This window comes from Pseudomonas sp. LBUM1671 (genome assembly GCF_059695685.1).
In genome coordinates, this window is the sequence record NZ_CP166782.1 from 4,368,684 (window position 1) to 4,391,225 (window position 22,542).

The following is a 22,542-nucleotide window of genomic DNA, read 5'->3' on the forward strand; positions in this document are numbered from 1 at the left end:
AGTTCATGCCCCCCTCAACTATCTGAGCTAAGGTGCGCGCTTTATCTGAGCGCGTATGGGATTTGATTATGAACTCCGTTTTTATTGTCGACGATCACCCCGTCATCCGTCTTGCCGTCCGAATGTTGCTCGAACATGAGGGTTACAAAGTCGTCGGCGAAACTGATAATGGGGTCGACGCCATGCAGATGGTTCGTGAATGCATGCCCGACCTGGTCATTCTCGACATCAGCATCCCCAAACTGGATGGTCTGGAAGTTCTCTCCCGTTTCAACGCAATGAGTTGCCCCCTGAAAACACTGGTGTTAACGGCCCAGTGCCCGACACTTTTCGGGATCCGCTGCATGCAATCCGGCGCATCTGGGTATGTCTGCAAACAGGAAGACCTGAGTGAACTGGTGAGCGCGATTAAAGCCGTACTATCAGGTTACAACTATTTCCCCAGCCAAGCCTTGAATCCTGTTCGTGCTGACGATGAACGATACGCTGACCTGGAACTGTTCAAATCGGTCAACGACCGAGAGTTGATGGTATTGCAACTTTTCGCGCAGGGCCGCACTAACAAGGAAATTGCCAAAGGTATGTTCCTGAGCAACAAGACTGTCAGCACTTATAAAAAACGTCTCATGCAAAAACTCAAAGCCAAATCGCTTGTTGAACTCATTGATATGGCAAAACGCAACGCGTTAGTGTGAGAGAGACAGGATGCCCAGTCGTTTAAAGGATTATCTGACACTGCTGACCGCGGGCTTATGCCTGAGCACCTCAGTGCACGCGGAACAGACTGCAAGCGAGCATTACACCCTGCTCAGTCGCTCAATGAACGGACACATGGAAGTCCAGCTGGATAAATCACAACAACAGTGGCTTAACAATAAGCGTGAACTGATACTTGGCACTTCCGCCCCCGACTATCCTCCTTTCGACCTGACCATCAGCGGCCACGACTACGAAGGCTTCACCGCTGATTACGCGGGCATCCTGGGCATGGCCACCGGTTTGCCAGTCAAGGTTCAGCGCTACGCGACCCGGGGAGACGCGATCGAGGCGCTGGAAGAAGGTGTGGTCGACATGCTCGGTACCGCCAATGGTTTTGAAGCCCGCAATGCCGACATCGTACTGTCCACTCCCTATGCCGTGGATCAGCCGGTTCTGGTGACAAGGGTAGGTGAAACCAGATCGCTGAGCGATGGCCTCGCCGGGCTACGGCTGAGCATGGTGTATCACTATTTGCCGCTGGACGAAGTCAAAGCCCTTTACCCGAAAGCGATCATTACCTCCTATCCTTCCTACCAGAATGCAATCAATGCGGTGGCTTTCGACCAGGCCGATGTTTTTCTTGGCGACACCATTTCCACCCATTACATGATCAACAAGGGCTACCTGAACAACATCCGCATGGCCAACTTCGGTAAACACGAAGCCCACGGATTCAGCTTTGCAGTGCATAAGGACAACCCGGATCTGCTCGGGATCATCAACGCCATCCTCAAGGCCACCCCTGCCAGCGAGCGAGAAAACATCGCCAAACGCTGGAGTGCGGGCAGCGACATTCTCCTCACCGATCAGAAACTGCAACTCACTGACCGCGAAGAACGCTGGCTGACTCGACATCCGGTCGTACGCGTCGTGGTCAATGAGGCGTTGGCGCCGCTGACTTTTTTCGACAGCGACGGCAACTTTCGCGGAGTCTCCGCCGACTTGCTCGAGCTGATCAGATTGCGCACCGGTTTGCGTTTCGACATCCATCGCAGCCGCAACGATGACGAGATGATCGAGCAGGTCAACAGCCATCAGGCCGACCTGATTGCCGCACTGCTCCCCAGTGCGCAACGGGAAACGCTGCTGAACTTCAGCCGCCCTTATCTGGAAAACTCGGTTGTCCTGCTGACTCGCAAAGCAGCCAGCAGCCCGTCAAACCTGACACAGCTGACGGGCAAGCGCGTTGCCATCGCCCAAGGCAATCCAATGGCGGATTACCTGCGCCGCGAGTTCCCGCACGTCCAGCTGATCGAAACGCCGGACACCTTCAGTGCCGTGGAGTTACTCGGCGAGGGGCAGGCCGAAGGTGCGGTGAGTTCGTTGGTGATCGCCAACTATTTCATCTCATCGCGGATTTTCGAGCACACCCTTCAGATCAGCACCACCATCGGCACCCGACAAGCCGCGTTCTCCCTGGCGACCGGGCGCGACGCCGAAGAGCTGGCTTCGATCCTCGACAAGGCATTGCTGAGCATCGCACCAGAGGAACTGGGCATTATCAACAGCCGCTGGCGAGGCTATTCATCGGCCTCGCAAAGCACCTGGCGCAACTATCACCGGGTGTTCTTTCAGATCATGCTGGGTATCGGTTTGCTGCTGCTGATTTCCGTGACCTGGAACGCCTACATGCGTCGCCAGATCAATCAGCGGCTGGCCGCCGAGCTGGCCCTGAACGACCAACTTGAATTCATGCGGTCGCTGGTCAACGGAACGCCTCATCCCATCTACGTGCGCGATCGTCAGGGTTTGTTGCAAAGCTGCAATGACAGTTACCTGGAGACCTTCAGCGCCAGACGCGAAGACGTGATTGGTAAAAACGTCGTGCAGGGCAGCATGAGCAACTCATTTGAAGCTCAGGAATATCAGGCGGACTACCAGCGCGTCGTGGCCGAAGGTACGCCGCTGATTCTCGACCGGCCAATGCATATCGGTGGCCGCATGCTGACGATTTATCATTGGATACTGCCCTACCGGGATTCCAGCGGTGAAGTGCAAGGCATCATCGGGGGCTGGATCGACATCAGCGAGCGGCGACAACTGTTCGATGACTTGCGTGCCGCGAAAGAGCGTGCGGACGAAGCCAACCGCGCGAAGAGCACCTTTCTGGCGACCATGAGCCATGAAATCCGCACGCCGATGAACGCCATCATCGGCATGCTCGAACTGACCCTCAAACGTATCGATCACAGCCACCCGGATCGCCCGGCCATTGACGTGGCCTATCACTCGGCGAAAGACCTGTTGAACCTGATCGGCGACATTCTAGATATCGCACGAATTGAATCCGGGCGGCTGAGCCTGACCCCGGAGCGCGTCAACCTCAAAGAAACCGTGGCCTCGGTGGTGCGGATCTTCGACGGGCTGGCCCGCCAGAAAAACCTTGGCCTGCGGCTGGACTTCAACCCGGCAGAACCACTCACCGATGTCCTGCTGGACCCGATGCGCTTCAAACAGGTGCTGTCCAACCTCGTCAGCAACGCCATCAAGTTCACCGAACAGGGTCAGATCCGTATTGTGGTGGAGCTGTATCCATGCGACGAACCCGACCGGGTGCTGTTGCAGTTGCAGGTTCAGGACAGCGGAGTAGGGATCAGTGAACAGGATCAACGCCGCTTGTTCGAGCCTTTCGCCCAGGCCGATCACTCCGCGCAATCCGCCAGAAGCGGTGCGGGATTGGGCCTGGTGATCAGTCGCAATCTGTGCGAGATGATGGGCGGCAGCCTGCAATTGAGCAGCCAGACCGGTGTCGGCACTCAAGTACAGGTCTCACTGAACCTTGCAACGCTGCCAACCGAGCGGGTGACGGAAGCCGTCCAATCGCCTATCCCTGCAAACGCGGCTGCGCTGAACGTCCTGGTGGTCGACGACCATCCCGCCAATCGCTTGCTCATGTGTCAGCAACTGGAATTCCTGGGGCATCAGTTCAGCGCCGCAGAGGATGGAGAGGCTGGGTTGAGTGCCTGGAAAGACGGGTTGTTCGATCTGGTGATCGTCGATTGCAACATGCCGATCATGAATGGCTACGAACTGGCTCGCTCCATTCGCCAACATGAACAGCAAATGCAGTGTCGGCCTTGTACTGTGCTGGGATTCACCGCCAATGCACAACCCGAAGAAATACAGCGCTGCAAACAAGCCGGAATGGACGACTGCCTGTTCAAACCCCTCAGCCTCACTGCCCTGAGTCAATGGGTTGGAGATATCGCGCCGGTGCTCCTCGACCCGGCCTTCAGCCTTGAAGGGCTGCATCTGTTAACGGGCGGCAACCCGAAGCTGGACCAACGATTGTTGTCCGAACTGCTGAACAGCAACCGTCTGGACCGGCAGGAGTTGCTGGCGTTATCTCCCTCACAGGACCCGCAGTCCTTCATCGACGTGGCCCACAAAATCAAGGGCGCTGCGCGAATTGTCCAGGCAGGCCGATTGATCGACAGCTGCGAAGCGCTGGAAAACGCCTGCCATGAAGTGTTCCACCCTGACGAAGTCGTCAAACGCACCAAAGCCATGGAACGCGCGATGCTCGAACTGGAGCAGGCGTTGGAGCAACAGATTGGTCACAACGACAGAAGCAGAATGATGGAGCCTTAACTATGCTTGGACGCTGAGCAGTGTGTTAAACATCATGGAGAGACCCGCAATGCCCAGCCCACTGCGCCCGGATCAACGCCGGTTTCCCCTGCACATCCATATCAGTGTGATGTTCACCTTCCTGTTATTGCTGACCGGCGTGGTGCTGGGCATTTTCAACTACGGACAAACCACTCAGATCATTCTTTCCAGCAGTGAAAAGCTCTTCAACCGCATCGAGCAGGAGGTCCGCCTGGACCTGCAAGGCACCTACGAACCGATCCGCCATCTGCTGAGCCTGTTGGCGGACTACCCGGCGACCCGGGCATCGGATCTGGAGCAACGCCTGGCGTTGCTCAAACCCTTCAGCCAGTCGCTCAACGACAACCCCAACCTGGCATCGTTATACCTGGGCTACGGCAACGGCGACTTTTTCATGGTTCGCCCCCTGCGGACCGCTGCCTTGAGAAGCGGGTTGAAAGCCCCGCAGACAGCGGCGTTTCAAGTCTGGAGCATCGAACATGACGGCAGCAGTGGTCAGATCCGCTCTCAATCCCTGTTTTTTGATCAATCCTTGACGCTTATCAACCGCTTGGACAATCCCGACGAAACCTACGATCCCCGCACCCGCGCCTGGTACTCCAGCGCCCTCGGCGACGAGGACCAGATCACCACCGAACCGTACGTTTTTTTCTCCACTCGCAACGTCGGCACCACCCTGGCCCGGCGCAGTGGTGAAAACGCGGTGATGGGCGCCGATCTGACGCTGGCGGAACTGTCAGCCACCCTGGCCAAACATGTGGTGACGCCCCACACCGAAATCGTGCTGTTCGATGCCCAGGGCAATGCCATCGCTTACCCCGACACCAGCAAACTGATCATCGATGACCAAACCGCTCACCTGAACAAGGCGGCCGACCTGAGCCCAGGCCTCGGTGCCCTGCTTTCCAATCCACCCACCGGCAATCGCCTCGACGCCGCCGGTCGGCAATGGATCGTGGCGCGCAGCAGCATGTCGGAGGGTGGCCCCCAGGGACTGCAACTGGCGTTGCTGGTGCCAGAAGACGAATTGCTCGCCGATGCCTACCGCATGCGTTGGCAAGGCGCGCTGATTACCCTCGCGACATTGTTGTTGTGCCTGCCCGTGGGCTGGTTGACCTCAAGGGTCTTGGTCAAGCCGTTGCGCGCACTGGTACAGGAAGCCGATGCGGTGCGCAGTTTCAATTTCAACTTTCCGGTAGGCCGCAGTTCGCCGGTGCTTGAAATTGATCAACTGAGCGTGTCGATGGCGCGCATGAAGGACACCCTCGGCAGTTTTTTCCAGATCACCGATAGCCTGAGCGCCGAGACCCGCTTTGTGCCGTTGCTGCAGCGGGTGTTGTTTGAAACCGTGAAGATCGGGCAAGCCCAGGCCGGCCTGATTTACCTGCGCGAACGTGACAGCGATCGCATGGAGCCCCAAGGCCTGGTCATCAATGACACGTCACAGGCGTTGCCCTCGTTCGGTGTTCAGGGACACGAATTTCAGGATCCGCAGAGCCCTCAGTGGTTGCAGCAGTTGTCGAATACCGACAATGTCGTCACCAACCTGGGTTTCGAACAGGCGGGGGATTTGCAGAAAGTAATGCTCGCGCTGGAATGCCCCCGGGTGCACCTGATCGGCATCCGGCTGCACAATCGGCACAACGAAACCGTGGGCCTGTTGGTCCTGTTATTAGCCGACAGCGGTACACAACGTGACCTGGAAAAATTGCGCCCGGACCGCATTGCGTTTCTCCAGGCTGTTTCCGGCGCGGCCGCCGTGAGCATTGAGAGCCAGCGCCTGCAAGCCAAACAGAAACAACTGCTGGACGCCTTCATTCAGCTGCTGGCCGGCGCGATCGATGCCAAGAGTCCCTACACCGGAGGTCACTGCCAGCGAGTGCCGGAGCTGACCTTGATGCTTGCCCAGGCGGCGGCTGCCAGTCAGGCCCCGGCCTTCAGCGATTACCAACCGACCGAAGATGAGTGGGAAGCGCTGCACATTGCGGCCTGGCTGCACGACTGCGGAAAGGTCACGACACCTGAATACGTGGTCGACAAAGCCACCAAGCTTGAAACGCTGAATGACCGCATCCATGAAATTCGCACCCGCTTCGAGGTTCTCAAGCGCGATGCCTGGATCAACTATTGGCAGGCTATCGCGCTGGGCGGTGACGAGCAGCACCTGGCCGAATTACGCAATGCCAACCTGGCCGGGCTGGATGATGATTTCACCTTCGTCGCCCGCTGCAATCTGGGCGCTGAGGCCATGGCCGAGGCCGATCTGCAACGTCTGCGCAGTATCGCCGAACGCAACTGGACCCGAACCCTGGACGATAGAATCGGTGTGTCCTGGGAAGAAAACCGCCGCCAGGCACAAACTCCGGCACCGACCTTGCCGGTCAGCGAGCCGCTGTTGGCGGACAAGCCCGAGCACCTGCTCGAACGCGCCGAAAGCGAGCTGATCCCGGAAGATAATCCCTGGGGGTTCAAGCTTGATGTGCCGCGCTACAAGTACAACCGGGGCGAGCTCTACAACCTGAGCATCGCCCGGGGCACGCTGACCCGCGAGGAGCGTTACATCATCAATCACCACATGGTGCAGACGATCCTGATGCTCAGCCACTTGCCCTTCCCCGGCCACCTCAACAACGTCGCGGAAATCGCCGGCGGCCATCACGAAAAAATGGATGGCACCGGTTATCCGAAACAGTTGAAGCGCGAAGAAATGAGCCTGCCGGCACGGATGATGGCCATTGCCGATATTTTCGAGGCACTGACCGCTGCCGACCGCCCCTACAAGAAGGCCAAGACCTTGAGTGAAGCGCTGGGCATCATGGCTACCATGTGCCGCGACGCCCATATCGATCCGGAGTTGTTCGGGCTGTTCATCAACGCCGGCATCTACTTGCAGTATGCCGACCGGTTCCTCGATCCACGACAAATCGATGCGGTCGACCTGTCAAGCCTGCTGGTCAAGGCCGGCTTGAGGGCATGATCAGCAATCGGTCAGACGCAGGAAAATTGCCGCCAGTTGTTCGATACCGGCCTGATCGTCAGCGGTAAACCGCGCAAGTTTCGGACTGTCGAGGTCCAGCACGCCGATCAGGCGACCGTCCTTGACCAGCGGCACGACCAGCTCGCTGTTCGAGGCGCTGTCGCAAGCAATGTGCCCGGGGAACGCGTGAACGTCCTCGACAAGCTGGGTCTGCAAAGTCGCCGCCGCCGTCCCGCACACGCCGCGACCGAACGGAATGCGCACACAGGCGATCTGCCCCTGAAACGGGCCGAGCACCAGTTCTTCATTACGATTGAGATAGAAACCGGCCCAGTTCAGGTCGTCGAGCTGGCTGTACAGGAACGCCGAAAACTGCGCGGCGTTGGCGATGAAGTCACGCTCGTCCGCCAGCAACGACTCTAGCTGCGCCCATAACATGCCGTAACCGTCCAGGCCTTGGCCACTCTTCTGTAAATCAATCATGCTTTGTGCTCCAACAGCTTGAGCCCCACCCAATAGCGGGCAAATTGATACGCGCAACGTCCATTGCGGTTGCCCCGGCCGGTTGCCCAGCGCACGGCGAGGATGTCCAGTTCTTCGTTGCGCTGCCACTCAAGGCCGGATTTTTCGGCCAATTGACCGATCCAGTGCTCGACGACGTCAAGGAAGTGCTCTTGAGTAAACGGATAGAACGACAGCCACAATCCAAAACGGTCCGACAGCGCGATCTTGTCTTCCACCGCCTCGCTGGGATGCAGCTCGCCATCGACCCGTTTCCAGTTTTCGTTATCGCTTTCCTTCTCCGGCACCAGGTGGCGACGGTTGGAGGTGGCGTACAGCAAGACGTTATCCGGCGCCTGCTCAAGCGAGCCGTCGAGCACGCTCTTGAGCACGCGATAGTCGCCTTCGCCCGATTCAAACGACAGGTCATCGCAGAACAAAACAAACCGTTGAGGCAGCCTGGCGATCTGTTCGACCACACGCGGCAGGTCCGCCAAGTGATCGCGCTCGATCTCGATCAACCGCAGGCCGGCCTTGGCGTGCTCGGCCAGCAAGGCGCGCACCAGCGACGATTTGCCGGTGCCGCGCGAGCCCCAGAGCAACGCGTGGTTGGCGGGCATGCCATCGAGGAACTGCTGGGTATTTCGCCCCAGTTGCTCCACTTGCCGGTCGACACCGATCAGGTCGGACAACCGTGTGTCGAGGCTGACCTGCAGCGGCAGCAGAAAACCGCTGCGGCCCTCGCGCTGCCAGCGCGCGGCCAGGCATTGCGTCCAGTCGATGGCTTGCCGAGGTGCAGGCAAGAGCGGTTCGATACGGGCCAGGACGGCATCGGCGCGTTCAAGAAAAGCATTCAATCGGGAATCCACGTCTTCTCCTCGGGCACGTTCACAGTGATGATGTCATTACAGCGACGCAACACAGCGCTTGGCGTCCCTTTAACCCCTTGTCGCACAAGGGCTCGCGCGAACATCGGTATCCATGCATGATCGACTATGCTTGAGCAGCGAAGGGAAACGGAAGTGGTTCAACACCCCATGGATATCAAGTTCACCCACCGGCTGTCGTACAAGCAAGCCCGGCTGACTGTGCTCGTCGGTTTCATTCTGGGCACGCTGCTCAGTCTGCTGCAAATAGGCATCGATTATGCCAGCGAAGACGCCTCCATCAACCGCGAAATCCTGTCTTTGCTGGAAATCAGCCATAACCCCGCGTCCCGTATCGCCTACAACATCGATGCCGAACTCGCCCAGGAACTGACCATGGGCCTGTTGCGCTCACCTGCAATCCTCGGTGCGCAACTGACAGACAACAACGGAACCGTTCTGGCCAGCGTCAAACGCCCGACCCAGCAAAACAACTACCGGATGATCAGCGACTTCCTGTTCGGCGCCAACCGTCAGTTCGAAGACCGCCTCTACCTCGACCAGTTGCCGGATGAATCCCTCGGCACCTTGCGCCTGGAAGTCGATACCTACGCCTTCGGCAGCCGTTTCCTGCGTCGGGCCGAGGTGACGCTGCTCAATGGTTTCGCGCGCAGCCTGATCCTGACCGGCATCCTGTTGGCGCTGTTCTACGTGATGCTGACGAAACCGCTGGTGCGGGTCATCCGCGAACTCAGCGGACGCGATCCGCGCAGCGCTGAACCGACCTGGCTGGAATACCCGAGCGGGCATAAAAACGATGAAATCGGTGTCCTGGTCAAAGTGGCCAACCAGCAATTTGAAAACATCGCCACCGAAATCCAGCAACGACGCAACGCTGAAAACCGACTGACCGACTACCTCGGGCAACTGGAAAACATCGTCTCGGCCCGTACCGCGGAGCTCAAGGCGATCAATGCCAGGCTGAGTCAATCCAACCAGGAACTGGAAGTTGCGCGAAGCACCGCCCTGGATATGGCCGAAGCACGCTCGGTGTTCCTCGCCAACATGAGCCATGAAATCCGCACGCCACTCAACGGCCTGCTGGGCATGATCGCGCTCTCGCTGGACGGCCCACTCAATGCCGAACAACAGCAACAGCTGTCCATCGCCCATGACTCGGGCAAAGTCCTGGTGGAGTTGCTCAACGATATTCTCGACCTGTCGAAATTCGATGCCGGCCAACTCGAACTCGAACACATTCCGTTCGACCTCGGATCGCTGATCGAGGACACCGCCAACCTGCTGTCGCAGAACGCCGCGCCCAGCGTCGAGTTGACCTGCCTGATCGATCCGCACTTTCCGGCGTTGGTACTGGGGGATCCGACCCGTGTTAGGCAGATCGTCAGCAACCTGCTGTCCAACGCCCTCAAGTTCACCCGTTTCGGTCGGGTCGATGTGCGCCTTTCAACGTTTGAGGATGGCGTCAGAATCGAAGTCTGCGACACCGGAATCGGGATTGCCCAGGATGCCCAGGTCAAAATCTTCCAGCCCTTCACCCAGGCCGGGGCCGGCATTACCCGGCAGTTTGGCGGCACCGGGCTGGGGCTGGCGCTGACTTATAATCTGTGCGAAGCCATGCAGGGGCGGCTGACCATCAGCTCGGAAGCGGGTTTTGGCAGCCAGTTCTGCGCCGACCTGCCGTTACCCTGCCACACCCGGGCCATGCCCCTGCAGCCTCTATCCGGCAAGATCATCGCGATCACTGCCGCCAACAGTGGTCTGGCGGAACTGTTGAAAAACCTGTTGCCCGGCTGGGGCCTCGATTATCAACAACGCGCCATCGATGACTCGTTGATCGGCCTCGACCCGGATGTGCTGATCACCGACTGCCCCGAATGCCTGTTCGGCCTGCGCCCGACCTTCGACGCCCCTATCCTGCTGGTGACCGCCTATGGCAGCTTCATGCCCAGCGAAGAAGCGAGCGCCCTGGCGCCCCTGCAACAACAGGCGCGACCTTTGGCGCGCAACGCGCTTTACCAGACCTTGCGCCGGGTGTTGCAGCCGGAAAGCAACCTGATCAACGGAGCCCGGGTCGAAGCCCTTACCCCGCAACGGCGCGGACGCGTCTTGCTGGTGGAGGACAACCCGGTCAATCAATTGGTGGCCAAGGGCATGCTCGGCAAACTCGGTTGCGAGGTGATCGTCGCCGCTCACGGTGCCGAAGCCCTGGATCAGCTCGAGCACAACGAATTCGATCTGGTGCTGATGGATTGCAACATGCCGGTGATGGATGGCTACGAGGCCAGTCGGCAGATCCGCCGCAGCGGGCGCTGGCCACAATTGCCCATCGTGGCTTTGACCGCCAACGCCATGTCCGAGGAACGCGAACGCTGTCGTGTGGCGGGCATGAGCGACTACCTGGCCAAGCCTTTCCGCCGCGAAGAACTGGCTGCCCTGCTCGACCTGTGGATACCGACTACGACAGTGCCTTGATTTGTCCCAACAGGTGATCGAGGCCGTCACGCAGATCATTCAGGCGATCCAGATCGACGCCGCTGTCGCACAACAACCGGGCCTTGAGCGGCCCGACCTGATCACGCAAGGCCTTGCCGGCAGGCGAAAGACTCAGGTGCACCTCTCGCTCATCGCGCGCCGAACGCTGGCGCTGCACCAGTTGCAGTTGCTCAAGACGCTTGAGCAACGGCGTCAGGGTGCCGGAATCCAGCGCCAGGCGTTCGCCCAGCGCCTTGACCGTCGGCTGCTCCGGCGCCGCTTCCAGCCATTCCCACAACACCAGCATTGCCAGGTATTGCGGATAGGTCAGGCCAAGCTGATCGAGCATCGGCTTGTAGGCACGAATCACCGCTCGCGAGGCCGCATACAGTTTGAAGCAGAGCTGGCTGTCGAGCTTCAGGGAATCGACGGACAAGGTGTTCATTTGAGCAGGGCTTCGATCTCGCGGCTCAGGTCCTGCGGCTTGGTCGCCGGAGCGAAGCGCTTGACCAACTGACCGTCCTTGCCGATCAGGAACTTGGTGAAGTTCCACTTGATACCCTGGGAGCCCAGCACGCCCGGTGCACGCTTCTTCAACTGCACGAACAGCGGATGGGCGTCGGCGCCGTTGACGTCAATCTTCTTGAACAGCGGGAAGCTGACACCGAAGTTCAACTCGCAGAACTCGGAAATCGCCCCTTCGTTACCCGGTTCCTGCTTGCCGAACTGATTGCAGGGAAAGCCGAGCACCACCAGGCCTTGATCCTTGTAGGTCTGCCACAATTCTTCGAGGCCTTTGTATTGCGGGGTGAAACCGCATTTGCTGGCGGTGTTGACCACCAGCACGGCTTTGCCGGCGAAATCGGCCAGGGTTTTCTGTTCACCTTTGATGGTGGTCACCGGGATGGTCAGCAGGTTGTCGCTCATGGGGTCAGGCTCGATAGGAAGGAACGAGCACCAAACATAGCGAGCAATTGAATTGCGTGCAATTTAAATTATTGGACGCCGATTACCTGTGGACGCCGGGCTTGCCCGCGCTGGCGTGCTTCAGGCCGCCATCGCGAGCAAGCCCGGCTCCCACAAGGCTCGTCTTACTCGCGCGGCACCAGGTCCAGGCACACCGAGTTGATGCAATAGCGCAGGCCGGTCGGCGGCGGGCCATCCGGGAACACGTGCCCCAGGTGCGCGTCGCATTTGGCGCAGACAACCTCAGTACGGATCATGCCGTGGCTGACATCACGGATCTCGACCATCGCGCTGTCGCCGATCGGCGCGTAGAAGCTCGGCCAGCCGCAGCCGGAGTCGAATTTGGTCTTGGAGTCGAACAGCGGCTCGCCGCAGCAGATGCAGTTGTAGACGCCGTCGGTCTTGGTGTCGTTGTATTTGCCGGAGAACGGCCGTTCGGTGCCCTTGAGACGGCAAACGTTGTACTGCTCTGGATCGAGCATCGCCTTCCATTCTTCCAGGGTTTTATCCAACTTTTCCATCGTCACACCTCAGCAGCTGAAAAAGCCCGATCTGTACCTTTTCCACGGATCGGGCGGCACGTATGATTGCGCCTCGTCAAACGCCAGTCTGGCAGCCAGACCACGCGCATTCAAACGGATTTATGGGTGCTGCAACTCAAGGCGTCAGGCCTGTGTGAATACGCAGGATTCCCAGTACGGTCGTTCATACGCCGCCTGGATCGTTCATTTTCGGGAACACATCGCCATGCAGGTCAGCAAATCGAACAAGCTCGCCAACGTCTGCTACGACATTCGCGGCCCAGTGCTCAAGCACGCCAAACGCCTGGAAGAGGAAGGTCATCGCATCCTCAAGCTGAACATCGGCAACCCGGCGCCCTTTGGTTTCGAAGCGCCGGACGAAATCCTCCAGGACGTGATCCGCAACCTGCCGACCGCTCAAGGCTATAGCGACTCCAAAGGCCTGTTCAGCGCGCGCAAGGCCGTCATGCAGTACTACCAGCAAAAGCAGGTGGAAGGCGTCGGCATTGAAGACATCTACCTGGGTAACGGCGTTTCCGAGCTGATCGTGATGTCGATGCAGGCCCTGCTGAACAATGGCGACGAAGTACTGGTGCCAGCGCCGGACTATCCGCTGTGGACCGCTGCCGTGAGCCTGTCCGGCGGCAACCCGGTGCACTACCTGTGCGACGAGCAGGCTAACTGGTGGCCGGACCTGGCCGACATCAAGGCCAAGATCACCCCGAACACCAAGGCCCTGGTGATCATCAACCCGAACAACCCGACTGGCGCCGTGTATTCGAAAGAAGTGCTGCTGGGCATGCTGGAGCTGGCTCGCCAGCACAACCTGGTGGTGTTCTCTGACGAGATCTACGACAAGATCCTGTACGACGACGCCGTGCACATCTGCACCGCGTCCCTGGCGCCGGACTTGCTGTGCCTGACCTTCAACGGTCTGTCGAAGTCTTATCGCGTCGCTGGTTTCCGTTCCGGCTGGATCGCCATTTCCGGCCCGAAACACCACGCCCAGAGCTACATCGAAGGCATCGACATGCTGGCCAACATGCGCCTGTGTGCCAACGTGCCGAGCCAGCACGCGATCCAGACCGCACTCGGCGGCTATCAGAGCATCAATGACCTGGTGCTGCCGCAAGGTCGCTTGCTGGAACAACGCAATCGCACCTGGGAATTGCTCAACGACATTCCAGGCGTGAGCTGCGTCAAGCCGATGGGTGCGCTGTATGCGTTCCCGCGGATCGACCCGAAAGTCTGCCCGATCCACAACGACGAGAAGTTCGTGCTCGACCTGCTGCTCTCCGAGAAGCTGCTGGTGGTGCAAGGTACGGCCTTCAACTGGCCTTGGCCGGATCACTTCCGTGTCGTGACCTTGCCACGGGTGGATGACCTGGACATGGCCATCGGCCGGATCGGCAACTTCCTCAAATCCTACCGCCAGTAAGCTGAACTTCACCGTGCGACGCGCGCGTCTGTCGCACGGTGATTAATTCAGCAACACATCTTTGCACCCCGCCAGACATCGCTGCCGCCATCGCTGACTGATGCCACGTTTCGTGACCGCGCCTAACAAAGACGGGGCCTGTGACGCGAATTGGCTGTCAAACGCGTCCGGCGTCCCCGTCGGAAATGCCCTGCAAGCAGCTAGTCTGTTGCCGTAGGACACAGTTTGAAATAGTCACTCGGTTGAATAGCCCGGTGCAGCACCTTATATACCCCGCAGTACGCTACATCTTTAGCATGAGGAGATTTCTACAACCATGATGCGCATCCTGCTGTTTTTGGCCACTAACCTGGCGGTCGTGCTGATTGCCAGCATCACCCTGAGCCTTTTCGGCTTCAACGGGTTCATGGCGGCCAACGGGGTTGATCTCAACCTCAATCAGCTGCTGATTTTCTGTGCGGTCTTTGGTTTCGCCGGTTCGCTGTTCTCGCTGTTCATCTCCAAATGGATGGCGAAGATGAGCACCAGCACCCAAATCATCAGCCAGCCGCGCACACGTCACGAGCAATGGCTGCTGCAAACCGTCGAGCAACTGTCCCGCGAAGCCGGGATCAAGATGCCCGAAGTCGGGATTTTCCCGGCCTACGAGGCCAACGCGTTCGCCACGGGCTGGAACAAGAACGACGCACTGGTCGCGGTCAGCCAGGGTCTGCTCGAGCGTTTTTCGCCCGATGAAGTGAAGGCCGTCCTGGCTCACGAAATCGGTCACGTGGCCAATGGCGACATGGTCACCCTGGCGTTGATCCAGGGCGTGGTGAACACCTTCGTGATGTTCTTCGCGCGGATCATCGGCAACTTTGTCGACAAAGTGATCTTCAAGAACGAAGAAGGCCAGGGCATCGCCTACTACGTGGCGACCATCGTCGCCGAACTGGTCCTGGGCATTCTGGCCAGCTCCATCGTCATGTGGTTCTCGCGCAAACGCGAGTTCCGCGCAGACGAAGCCGGTGCACGTCTGGCAGGTACCAGCGCGATGATTGGCGCCTTGCAACGCCTTCGTGCAGAACAGGGTCTGCCGGTGCACATGCCGGACACGCTGAATGCCTTTGGCATCAACGGTGGCATCAAGCAAGGGTTCGCTCGTATGTTCATGAGCCACCCGCCGCTGGAAGAGCGTATTGACGCGTTGCGTCGTCGGGGCTGATAGCGCTCGCACTACGCAGTAAAAGAAAAGGCCCGCAGTGAATGCGGGCCTTTTTTTGTCTGCCGATTGATGCGGTGTTCATTCAGGCCCCATCGCGAGCGGGCTCCCACAGGTAACCGAATGATCCGAATAGACGCGATCTACTGTGGGAGCGGGCTTGCTCGCGAAGGGTTCAGCAAACTCAACGCATCTTAATGGCTGGAAACCCGATACACCCGCTCTTCAAGCCGCGTGACGCCACTCTCGACAAACTTCCAGCTCTCGCCCAGCACGTCCTGGTCTTCCAGTATCTTCAGTGCCCAGGTCGCCCCGAACAACCGTTGCACTTCGTCGTCCAGCACCGCAAACGGCGGGCCGTCCATTTGCGCCTGGTCGTAATCCAGGGTAATCAAAATCCCCAGCGAATCCTTCGGCATAATCCGCTTCAGATGTTCGGCGTATTGCTCGCGCATGGTTGGCGGCAAGGCGATCAAGGCAGCGCGGTCGTACAGCGCACTGCAATCGGCGACATCGCCGGCAGTCAACGCGAAGAAATCACCGCACCAGATCTCGATCGAACCTGCTCGATAGACCGTAAAAGGGCCCTGGTCGCTGACGTCCGGATCAAACTGATGCTCGTGGAAAAAGTCTTCCACGGCCTTTTCCGACAGCTCGATGCCCAACACCTCGTGACCGCATTTCGCCAGCCACAGCAGGTCCAGGCTTTTCCCACATAACGGCACCAGTACACGCGCGCCCTCCTCCAGGCCCAACTGCGGCCAGTACCGTTGCAGATATGGATTCACTTCCGGCAGGTGAAAACCGATCTGATTCGACGTCCACCGCTTGTGCCAAAACTCCGGCTGCATAATTAATCCCGAAAATTCGATCAAAAGACCCTAAAACTTATATTAGATTTAGATCAATGATCTGACTGAAGATGCTGCCATCTTACCCCTCAGGAGCTCATTCATGTTCCCCAGCCTGTACATATCCCATGGCTCGCCCATGTTGGCACTGGAACCGGGTGCCAGCGGGCCCGCCCTCGCGCGGCTCGCTGCAGAAATGCCGAAACCGAAAGCCATCGTGATTGTCTCTGCGCACTGGGAAAGTAACGACTTGCTGGTCAGCGGCAATCCCCGTCCTGAGACGTGGCATGACTTCGGTGGCTTTCCCAAGGCTTTGTTCGAGGTGCAATACCCGGCGCCGGGCGATCCGCAACTGGCGGCGGAGGTTGTCGAACATTTGAAAGCCGACGGCCTGCCTGCACGCATTGATGCCGAGCGGCCCTTCGATCACGGAGTCTGGGTGCCGTTGTCGTTGATGTATCCGCAGGCGGACATCCCGGTGGTGCAAGTCTCGCTACCCACCCGTGGCGGCCCTGTCCTGCAAACCCGGGTCGGCCATGCCCTCGCCAGCCTGCGCGATCACGGCGTGTTGTTGATCGGGTCTGGCAGCATCACCCACAACCTGCGTGAACTGGACTGGCACGCCGGCCCGGAAAGCGTCGAACCGTGGGCCAAGACGTTTCGCGACTGGATGATCGAAAAACTCGCGGCCAACGATGAACTCGCGCTGCACGATTATCGCCAGCAGGCGCCGAATGCGGTGCGCAACCATCCCAGCGATGAGCATTTGCTGCCGTTGTACTTTGCTCGCGGGGCTGGCGGTGAGTTCAGCGTTGCCCATCAGGGTTTCACCATGGGTGCGCTGGGGATGGACATTTACCGCTTCGGCTGACAGACAGGGCCAGGCACAAACAGCAGGCCAAAAAAAATCCCCGAACCAGTCGGGGATTTTTTATGTTCGATCAATCAGCCCGAAAGCGGATCAATCTTCGCGGTAGCGACGCAGCTTCAACTGCTTACCGGCAACGCGAGTGTCCTTCAGCTTGGTCAGCAGACGCTCCAGACCATCTTCCGGCAGCTCGACGAGGCTGAAGCTGTCACGCACTTGGATGCGACCGATTGCTTCGCGAGCCAAGCCACCTTCGTTGAGGATGGCGCCCAGCAGGTTCTTGGCAGCGATACCATCACGCGCACCCAGCGCGGTACGGCAACGAGCACGACCTTCGGCCAATGGAACCGGAGCACGACGCTCACGATCACCACGGTCCGGACGGTCACCGGTACGCTCTGGACGATCGCCACGCGGTGCGTTGTTCGGCACCAGTGGACGTTCTTTCTCGATTGCAGCCAGGGTCAGCGCTTGAGCGTTGGTTGCCTTGCGCAGCAGAGCAGCGGCCAGTGCACGCGGGGTGCAACCGATGTCGGCAGTCAGGCGATCCAGCAGTTCACCGTGAGTCGACTCGGCATCACCAACCAGCGGCGACAGGCTGTTGGTCAGTTTCTTGATGCGGGCGTCGAGAACAGCCTGGGCGTCCGGCAGGCGAACTTCAGCAACCTTTTGACCGGTTACACGCTCGATCACTTGCAGCATGCGGCGCTCACGTGGAGTCACCAGCAGCAGTGCGCGACCTTCGCGACCGGCACGGCCAGTACGGCCGATACGGTGAACGTAGGACTCTGGATCGTACGGCATGTCAACGTTGAACACGTGAGTGATACGCGGAACGTCCAGGCCACGGGCAGCAACGTCGGTCGCCACAACGATGTCCAGACGGCCATCCTTGAGGGATTCGATCACGCGCTCACGCTGGTTCTGAGCAATGTCACCGTTCAGCGCAGCGGCTTTGTAGCCTTTGGCTTCCAGGGCACTGGCCAGGTCCAGGGTCGCTTGCTTGGTGCGCACGAACATGATCAGGGCGTCGAAGTCTTCCACTTCCAGCAGGCTCAATACAGCCGAGGTCTTCTGGTCAGCGTGAACCAACAGGTGAGCCTGTTCGATCGCGGTAACGGTCTGAGTCTTGGTCTGGATCTTCACGTGTTGCGGATCGCGCAGATGGCGTTCGGCAATGGCACGGATCGACTGAGGCAGGGTGGCCGAGAACAATACGGTCTGACGGGTTGGTGGCAGAGCCTTGAAGATAACTTCGAGGTCGTCCATGAAACCCAGTTTGAGCATTTCGTCCGCTTCGTCGAGAACCAGGTGGTTCACGGTCGACAGGACTTTTTCGTCACGACGCAGGTGGTCGCACAGACGGCCCGGCGTGGCGACAACGATCTGTGCGCCATTACGGATTGCTTTCAGTTGTGGGCCCATCGGGGCGCCGCCGTAAACGGCCACAACGGTAACGCCCGGCATTTGCTTGGCGTAGGTTTCGAAAGCGGTTGCTACTTGCAGCGCCAACTCACGGGTTGGCGCCAGGATCAGGGCTTGCGGCTCGCGCTTGGCAGGATCGATGCGGTGCAGGATTGGCAGAGCGAACGCGGCGGTTTTACCGGTACCGGTTTGCGCCTGGCCAATCATGTCGTGGCCGGCCATGATGATCGGGATCGATTGCTGCTGAATAGCCGAAGGCTCTTCGTAGCCAGTCGCGATGACGGCTGCAAGAATATTCGGATTAAGATTAAAAGCGGCGAAGCCGCCGGTTTCCTGGGTCATGGGTCTGCCTCTAAGTGCATCCGCAAAGACCCATGCTCCAAAGCTGCGCATGCCGTGTAAGACTCAAGAGTCGCCCTGGCTGCTTTGTCGGCGGGGATTTGCGAAAACGAATGAATGAAAAAGATTCGTCAAGGGAGAGTCCGCTGTGCGGACGTGCAGCCGAAGCTGACTTCGGGAAATTGCGCTACCTAAACGCGGCCCGGTTAAAGGCCGGCGCGCACTATACCGGAATTCGCTCAAAAAGGGAGCATTATTTGTCGGAAAACTGACGTATACACCGTTGTGTCACAGGCTTTGCGGATAATCGTGCAACGGTCTATTTTTCAAAGGCCCGGCCCCGCTGGCGATGGCGCTAAAACGGTTCACCGATGTTACGCAGACCCGCGGTCTGACACTCCCCTTCCCGCACGAGGAAATGCTCCATGAATCAGCCCGCCCCCAGTCGTGTCACCCGTGAAAAACACGGCCATGTCCTGTTGATCGGCCTGGATCGGGTGGCCAAGCGCAACGCCTTCGACCTCGACCTGCTCAATGCGCTGAGCCTGGCCTACGGCGAGTTCGAGGCCGACAGCGAAGCGCGGGTGGCGGTGGTGTTCGCTCATGGTGAGCATTTCACCGCCGGGCTCGACCTGATCAACGCCAGCGCCGCCCTGGCTGACGGCTGGCAGGCACCGCCCGGCGGTTGCGATCCGTGGGGCGTGTTTGCCGGACCCCGGGTGAGCAAACCGGTGATTGTCGCCGCACAAGGCTACTGCCTGACCATCGGCATCGAGCTGATGCTCGCCGCCGACATCAACCTTTGCGCCAGCAATACCCGATTCGCCCAGAAGGAAGTGCAGCGCGGGATCTTCCCCTTCGGTGGCGCCACGTTGCGTCTGCATCAAGTCGCCGGCTGGGGCAATGCCATGCGCTGGCTGCTGACCGGCGATGAATTCGATGCGCATGAAGCGTTGCACCTAGGGTTGGTGCAGGAAGTCATGGCCAGCGAAGATTTGCTGCCGCGGGCGATTGAATTGGCAGAGCAGATTGCCCGGCAGGCGCCGCTGGGGGTTCAGGCGACGCTGATGTCGGCCCGGCAGGCGCGCTATGAAGGGGAAACGGCGGCGGCGCAGGGATTGCCGCCGTTGGTGAAGAAGTTACTGGCGAGTGAGGATGCCCGGGAAGGTGTGCGGTCGATGGTCGAGAAGCGACCGGGGGTCTTCAAGGGCTGCTGACGATCAACCGGTTGTGAAGGGTTTTCTGTGGCGAGGGGATTTATCCCCGTTGGGCTGCGAAGCAGCCCCAAAAACCATTCAACCCGGTGGTAACAGCTAAACCGCATCAGCCGGATTTACGACTGCTTCGCAGCCGGACGGGGATAAATCCCCTCGCCACAAGGCCTCATTGCATCAGGTTGCCGGGCGAATCGCCTTGATCAACGACTGCAACGAATACCCCAACCGCGGCGCCAGCTCTTTGGCCCGGGCGGTCAATCCTTCCAGATCCAGCTCCTGATCCAGCTCCGAAGGCACGATCAAAATCACGTTGCCCTCCTTTACCGGCAACTCCCAGTAATGCCGGTGATAGAGCCCACGCAACAACGCAGCGCCCAACGGCTTGCCGTCATCGGTGGCCCACTGATTGATCACCAGCCAGCCGCCCGGATTCAAGCGTTTCTGACAGTTTTCCAGGAAGTTCCAGGCCAGATGCCCGACACCCGGACCGACATCGGTATAAAGGTCGACGAAAATCAGGTCCGCCGGCTCGGCGGTATCGAGCAACTCCAGCGCATCGCCGACGCGGATATACAGTCGCGGGTCGTCATCCAGCCCAAGGTATTCGATGGCCAGACGCGGTACGTCGGGGCGCAGCTCGATGGCCTCGACATCTTCTAGCGGCAGGAACTTGAGGCACGCTTGGGTCAGCGTGCCGGCGCCGAGCCCGAGGAAAAGCGCGCTTTCCGGCTGTTCATGGCACAGCGCACCAATCAGCATCGCGCGGGTGTAATCGTACTCGAGCCAGCTTGGGTCCGCCGTGAACACGCAACTCTGCTCGATGGCATCACCGAACTCGAGAAAACGGTAATCGGCCACTTCCAGCACGCGAATCACGCCGAATTCATCCTGTACCTCGGCGAGCAGATGCTCGACGCGCTCCTCAGTCATTTCGTCTCCTGATCGTCGCCAGGCCCGGCAACGCGATAAACCGCAACATGAAGCGGCAAAGGCGCGATTGTCCGCGAAGCAAGCGGAACAGGTCACGCACTAATTTGCTGATAACATGAACGCCCGAGCGTAAAACAACCGAGACCGTGATGAGCCAACCCTGGAGCCCTGACAGCTGGCGCGCCCTGCCGATCCAGCAACAACCCCACTACCCCGACGCGGCGCATTTGCTGCAGGTCGAGCAAACCCTGGCGAGTTATCCGCCCCTGGTGTTTGCCGGTGAGGCCCGGGAGTTGCGCCGTCAGTTTGCCCAGGTCACCCAGGGCCGTGCGTTTCTGTTGCAAGGTGGCGACTGCGCCGAAAGCTTTGCCGAGTTCTCCGCCGCGAAAATTCGCGACACCTTTAAAGTCCTGCTGCAAATGGCGATCGTCATGACCTTCGCCGCCGGTTGCCCGGTGGTCAAGGTCGGGCGCATGGCCGGCCAGTTCGCCAAGCCGCGCTCGGCCAACGACGAAACCATCGACGGCGTGACCCTGCCCGCCTACCGTGGCGACATCGTCAACGGCATCGGTTTCGACGAAAAAAGCCGCGTGCCGGACCCGGAGCGTCTGCTGCAGTCTTATCACCAGTCCACCGCCACCCTGAACCTGCTGCGTGCGTTCGCTCAGGGCGGTTTCGCCGACCTGCATCAGGTACACAAGTGGAACCTGGATTTCATCGCCAACTCCGCACTGGCCGAGAAATACAGCCACCTGGCCGATCGCATCGATGAAACCCTGGCCTTCATGCGCGCCTGCGGCATGGACAGTTCGCCGCAATTGCGCGAAACCAGTTTCTTCACCGCCCACGAGGCGCTGCTGCTCAATTATGAAGAAGCCTTCGTGCGCCGCGACAGCCTGACCAACGATTACTACGATTGCTCGGCGCACATGCTGTGGATCGGCGATCGCACCCGTCAGCTCGACGGCGCCCACGTTGAATTCCTGCGCGGTGTGAACAACCCGATCGGGGTCAAGGTCGGCCCGAGCATGAACCCCGAAGACCTGATTCGCCTGATCGACGTGCTCAACCCGGACAATGACCCGGGCCGCTTGAACCTGATCGCACGCATGGGCGCGAACAAGGTCGGCGATCACTTGCCGGCGTTGATCCGCGCGGTGCAGCGTGAAGGCAAGCAAGTGCTCTGGAGCTCCGACCCGATGCACGGCAACACCATCAAGGCCAGCAGCGGCTACAAGACCCGCGACTTCGCGCAGATCCTCGGTGAGGTGAAGCAGTTCTTCCAGGTTCACGAAGCGGAAGGCAGCTACGCCGGCGGTATCCACATCGAGATGACCGGGCAGAATGTGACCGAGTGCATTGGTGGCGCGCGGCCGATTACAGAAGACGGGTTGTCGGACCGGTATCACACCCATTGCGACCCGCGAATGAATGCGGATCAGTCGTTGGAGTTGGCGTTTCTGATTGCCGAGACCTTGAAACAAGTCCGCCGGTAAATCGCGTCGCCCCCTTCGCGGGCAAGCCTCGCTCCTACAGGATTGCGTTGTATCTGTAGGAGAGAGGCTTGCCCGCGAAGGC

Annotated in this window: 17 protein-coding genes; 9 read left to right on the plus strand and 8 right to left on the minus strand. The window is 59.4% G+C overall.

Annotated elements, in window-relative coordinates; all coding sequences use genetic code 11:
- Positions 1–68: 68 nt before the first annotated feature.
- From ACA060_RS20130 to ACA060_RS20140, 3 genes are read left to right on the plus strand one after another with little or no spacing between them, the layout of a single operon-like run.
- Positions 69–695 (plus strand): response regulator transcription factor, encoded by a 627-nt coding sequence (locus ACA060_RS20130; protein WP_109633597.1) that lies wholly within the window; start codon positions 69–71, stop codon positions 693–695.
- A gap of 10 nt (positions 696–705) precedes the next feature.
- Entirely contained in the window at positions 706–4,350 is a 3,645-nt protein-coding gene (locus ACA060_RS20135) for a transporter substrate-binding domain-containing protein (RefSeq protein ID WP_497312770.1), read from the plus strand.
- 49 nt (positions 4,351–4,399) lie between these two features.
- The gene (locus tag ACA060_RS20140; RefSeq protein WP_497312772.1) at positions 4,400–7,348 is read left to right on the plus strand and encodes an HD domain-containing phosphohydrolase; all 2,949 of its coding nucleotides are present in this window, start codon (positions 4,400–4,402) and stop codon (positions 7,346–7,348) included.
- Here the strand turns inward: ACA060_RS20140 and ACA060_RS20145 are convergent, their stop codons facing one another.
- Together ACA060_RS20145 and ACA060_RS20150 are read right to left on the minus strand one after the other, a co-directional pair.
- Positions 7,349–7,831: a GAF domain-containing protein gene (locus ACA060_RS20145; RefSeq protein ID WP_109633602.1), complete on the minus strand. Its 483-nt coding sequence runs from the start codon at positions 7,829–7,831 to the stop codon at positions 7,349–7,351.
- Entirely contained in the window at positions 7,828–8,718 is an 891-nt protein-coding gene (locus ACA060_RS20150; RefSeq protein WP_109633603.1) for an ATP-binding protein, read from the minus strand. Before ACA060_RS20150 ends, ACA060_RS20145 begins: the two co-directional genes overlap by 4 nt.
- A 168-nt stretch (positions 8,719–8,886) precedes the next feature.
- On the opposite strand from ACA060_RS20150, the gene ACA060_RS20155 reads away from it, so the two are divergent.
- Complete coding sequence (locus ACA060_RS20155) at positions 8,887–11,208, plus strand: hybrid sensor histidine kinase/response regulator (protein WP_109633605.1); 2,322 nt, start codon at positions 8,887–8,889, stop codon at positions 11,206–11,208.
- Here the strand turns inward: ACA060_RS20155 and ACA060_RS20160 are convergent.
- From ACA060_RS20160 to msrB, 3 genes are all read right to left on the minus strand, one after another.
- On the minus strand, positions 11,192–11,653 hold the full coding sequence (locus ACA060_RS20160; protein WP_497312774.1) for a MarR family winged helix-turn-helix transcriptional regulator: 462 nt from the start codon (positions 11,651–11,653) through the stop codon (positions 11,192–11,194). The genes ACA060_RS20155 and ACA060_RS20160 overlap by 17 nt on opposite strands.
- Positions 11,650–12,135 (minus strand): glutathione peroxidase, encoded by a 486-nt coding sequence (locus ACA060_RS20165; RefSeq protein ID WP_497312776.1) that lies wholly within the window; start codon positions 12,133–12,135, stop codon positions 11,650–11,652. The genes ACA060_RS20160 and ACA060_RS20165 overlap by 4 nt, the downstream gene beginning before the upstream one ends.
- A gap of 164 nt (positions 12,136–12,299) precedes the next feature.
- A complete protein-coding gene (msrB, locus tag ACA060_RS20170) occupies positions 12,300–12,695 on the minus strand; it encodes a peptide-methionine (R)-S-oxide reductase MsrB (RefSeq protein ID WP_109633610.1) in 396 nt (131 codons plus the stop codon).
- A gap of 226 nt (positions 12,696–12,921) precedes the next feature.
- Here msrB and ACA060_RS20175 point away from each other — a divergent pair, with 226 nt between their 5' ends.
- Positions 12,922–14,133 (plus strand): pyridoxal phosphate-dependent aminotransferase, encoded by a 1,212-nt coding sequence (locus ACA060_RS20175; protein WP_008030363.1) that lies wholly within the window; start codon positions 12,922–12,924, stop codon positions 14,131–14,133.
- A gap of 316 nt (positions 14,134–14,449) precedes the next feature.
- Complete coding sequence (gene htpX, locus ACA060_RS20180) at positions 14,450–15,337, plus strand: protease HtpX (protein WP_109633611.1); 888 nt, start codon at positions 14,450–14,452, stop codon at positions 15,335–15,337.
- A 191-nt stretch (positions 15,338–15,528) separates the two neighbouring features.
- Here htpX and ACA060_RS20185 read toward each other — a convergent pair whose 3' ends face one another.
- Complete coding sequence (locus tag ACA060_RS20185) at positions 15,529–16,185, minus strand: thiopurine S-methyltransferase (RefSeq protein WP_109633613.1); 657 nt, start codon at positions 16,183–16,185, stop codon at positions 15,529–15,531.
- 103 nt (positions 16,186–16,288) lie between these two features.
- On the opposite strand from ACA060_RS20185, the gene ACA060_RS20190 reads away from it, so the two are divergent.
- Entirely contained in the window at positions 16,289–17,056 is a 768-nt protein-coding gene (locus ACA060_RS20190) for a DODA-type extradiol aromatic ring-opening family dioxygenase (RefSeq protein WP_497312779.1), read from the plus strand.
- Between the two features lie 90 nt (positions 17,057–17,146).
- On the opposite strand, the gene ACA060_RS20195 is transcribed toward ACA060_RS20190, so the two are convergent.
- Positions 17,147–18,820 carry a DEAD/DEAH box helicase gene (locus tag ACA060_RS20195; RefSeq protein WP_109633616.1) on the minus strand — a complete coding sequence of 558 codons (1,674 nt, stop codon included), beginning with the start codon at positions 18,818–18,820 and terminating at the stop codon, positions 17,147–17,149.
- A gap of 422 nt (positions 18,821–19,242) precedes the next feature.
- Between ACA060_RS20195 and ACA060_RS20200 the strand changes: the two genes are divergently transcribed.
- Complete coding sequence (locus tag ACA060_RS20200; protein WP_497312781.1) at positions 19,243–20,034, plus strand: crotonase/enoyl-CoA hydratase family protein; 792 nt, start codon at positions 19,243–19,245, stop codon at positions 20,032–20,034.
- A gap of 174 nt (positions 20,035–20,208) precedes the next feature.
- On the opposite strand, the gene ACA060_RS20205 is transcribed toward ACA060_RS20200, so the two are convergent.
- Entirely contained in the window at positions 20,209–20,964 is a 756-nt protein-coding gene (locus ACA060_RS20205; RefSeq protein ID WP_109633620.1) for a spermidine synthase, read from the minus strand.
- 149 nt (positions 20,965–21,113) lie between these two features.
- Between ACA060_RS20205 and ACA060_RS20210 the strand changes: the two genes are divergently transcribed.
- Complete coding sequence (locus ACA060_RS20210) at positions 21,114–22,460, plus strand: class II 3-deoxy-7-phosphoheptulonate synthase (RefSeq protein WP_109633622.1); 1,347 nt, start codon at positions 21,114–21,116, stop codon at positions 22,458–22,460.
- The last annotated feature ends 82 nt before the right edge of the window (positions 22,461–22,542 follow it).

Excerpts from the sequence above, each read along its gene's own strand:
- ACA060_RS20130 (WP_109633597.1), top strand. The coding sequence starts at position 69 with ATGAACTCCGTTTTTATTGTCGACGATCACCCCGTCATCCGTCTTGCC.
- ACA060_RS20135 (WP_497312770.1), top strand. The coding sequence starts at position 706 with ATGCCCAGTCGTTTAAAGGATTATCTGACACTGCTGACCGCGGGCTTA.
- ACA060_RS20140 (WP_497312772.1), top strand. The coding sequence starts at position 4,400 with ATGCCCAGCCCACTGCGCCCGGATCAACGCCGGTTTCCCCTGCACATC.
- ACA060_RS20145 (WP_109633602.1), bottom strand. The coding sequence starts at position 7,831 with ATGATTGATTTACAGAAGAGTGGCCAAGGCCTGGACGGTTACGGCATG.
- ACA060_RS20155 (WP_109633605.1), top strand. The coding sequence starts at position 8,887 with ATGGATATCAAGTTCACCCACCGGCTGTCGTACAAGCAAGCCCGGCTG.
- ACA060_RS20160 (WP_497312774.1), bottom strand. The coding sequence starts at position 11,653 with ATGAACACCTTGTCCGTCGATTCCCTGAAGCTCGACAGCCAGCTCTGC.
- ACA060_RS20165 (WP_497312776.1), bottom strand. The coding sequence starts at position 12,135 with ATGAGCGACAACCTGCTGACCATCCCGGTGACCACCATCAAAGGTGAA.
- msrB (WP_109633610.1), bottom strand. The coding sequence starts at position 12,695 with ATGGAAAAGTTGGATAAAACCCTGGAAGAATGGAAGGCGATGCTCGAT.
- ACA060_RS20175 (WP_008030363.1), top strand. The coding sequence starts at position 12,922 with ATGCAGGTCAGCAAATCGAACAAGCTCGCCAACGTCTGCTACGACATT.
- htpX (WP_109633611.1), top strand. The coding sequence starts at position 14,450 with ATGATGCGCATCCTGCTGTTTTTGGCCACTAACCTGGCGGTCGTGCTG.
- ACA060_RS20185 (WP_109633613.1), bottom strand. The coding sequence starts at position 16,185 with ATGCAGCCGGAGTTTTGGCACAAGCGGTGGACGTCGAATCAGATCGGT.
- ACA060_RS20190 (WP_497312779.1), top strand. The coding sequence starts at position 16,289 with ATGTTCCCCAGCCTGTACATATCCCATGGCTCGCCCATGTTGGCACTG.
- ACA060_RS20195 (WP_109633616.1), bottom strand. The coding sequence starts at position 18,820 with ATGACCCAGGAAACCGGCGGCTTCGCCGCTTTTAATCTTAATCCGAAT.
- ACA060_RS20200 (WP_497312781.1), top strand. The coding sequence starts at position 19,243 with ATGAATCAGCCCGCCCCCAGTCGTGTCACCCGTGAAAAACACGGCCAT.
- ACA060_RS20205 (WP_109633620.1), bottom strand. The coding sequence starts at position 20,964 with ATGACTGAGGAGCGCGTCGAGCATCTGCTCGCCGAGGTACAGGATGAA.
- ACA060_RS20210 (WP_109633622.1), top strand. The coding sequence starts at position 21,114 with ATGAGCCAACCCTGGAGCCCTGACAGCTGGCGCGCCCTGCCGATCCAG.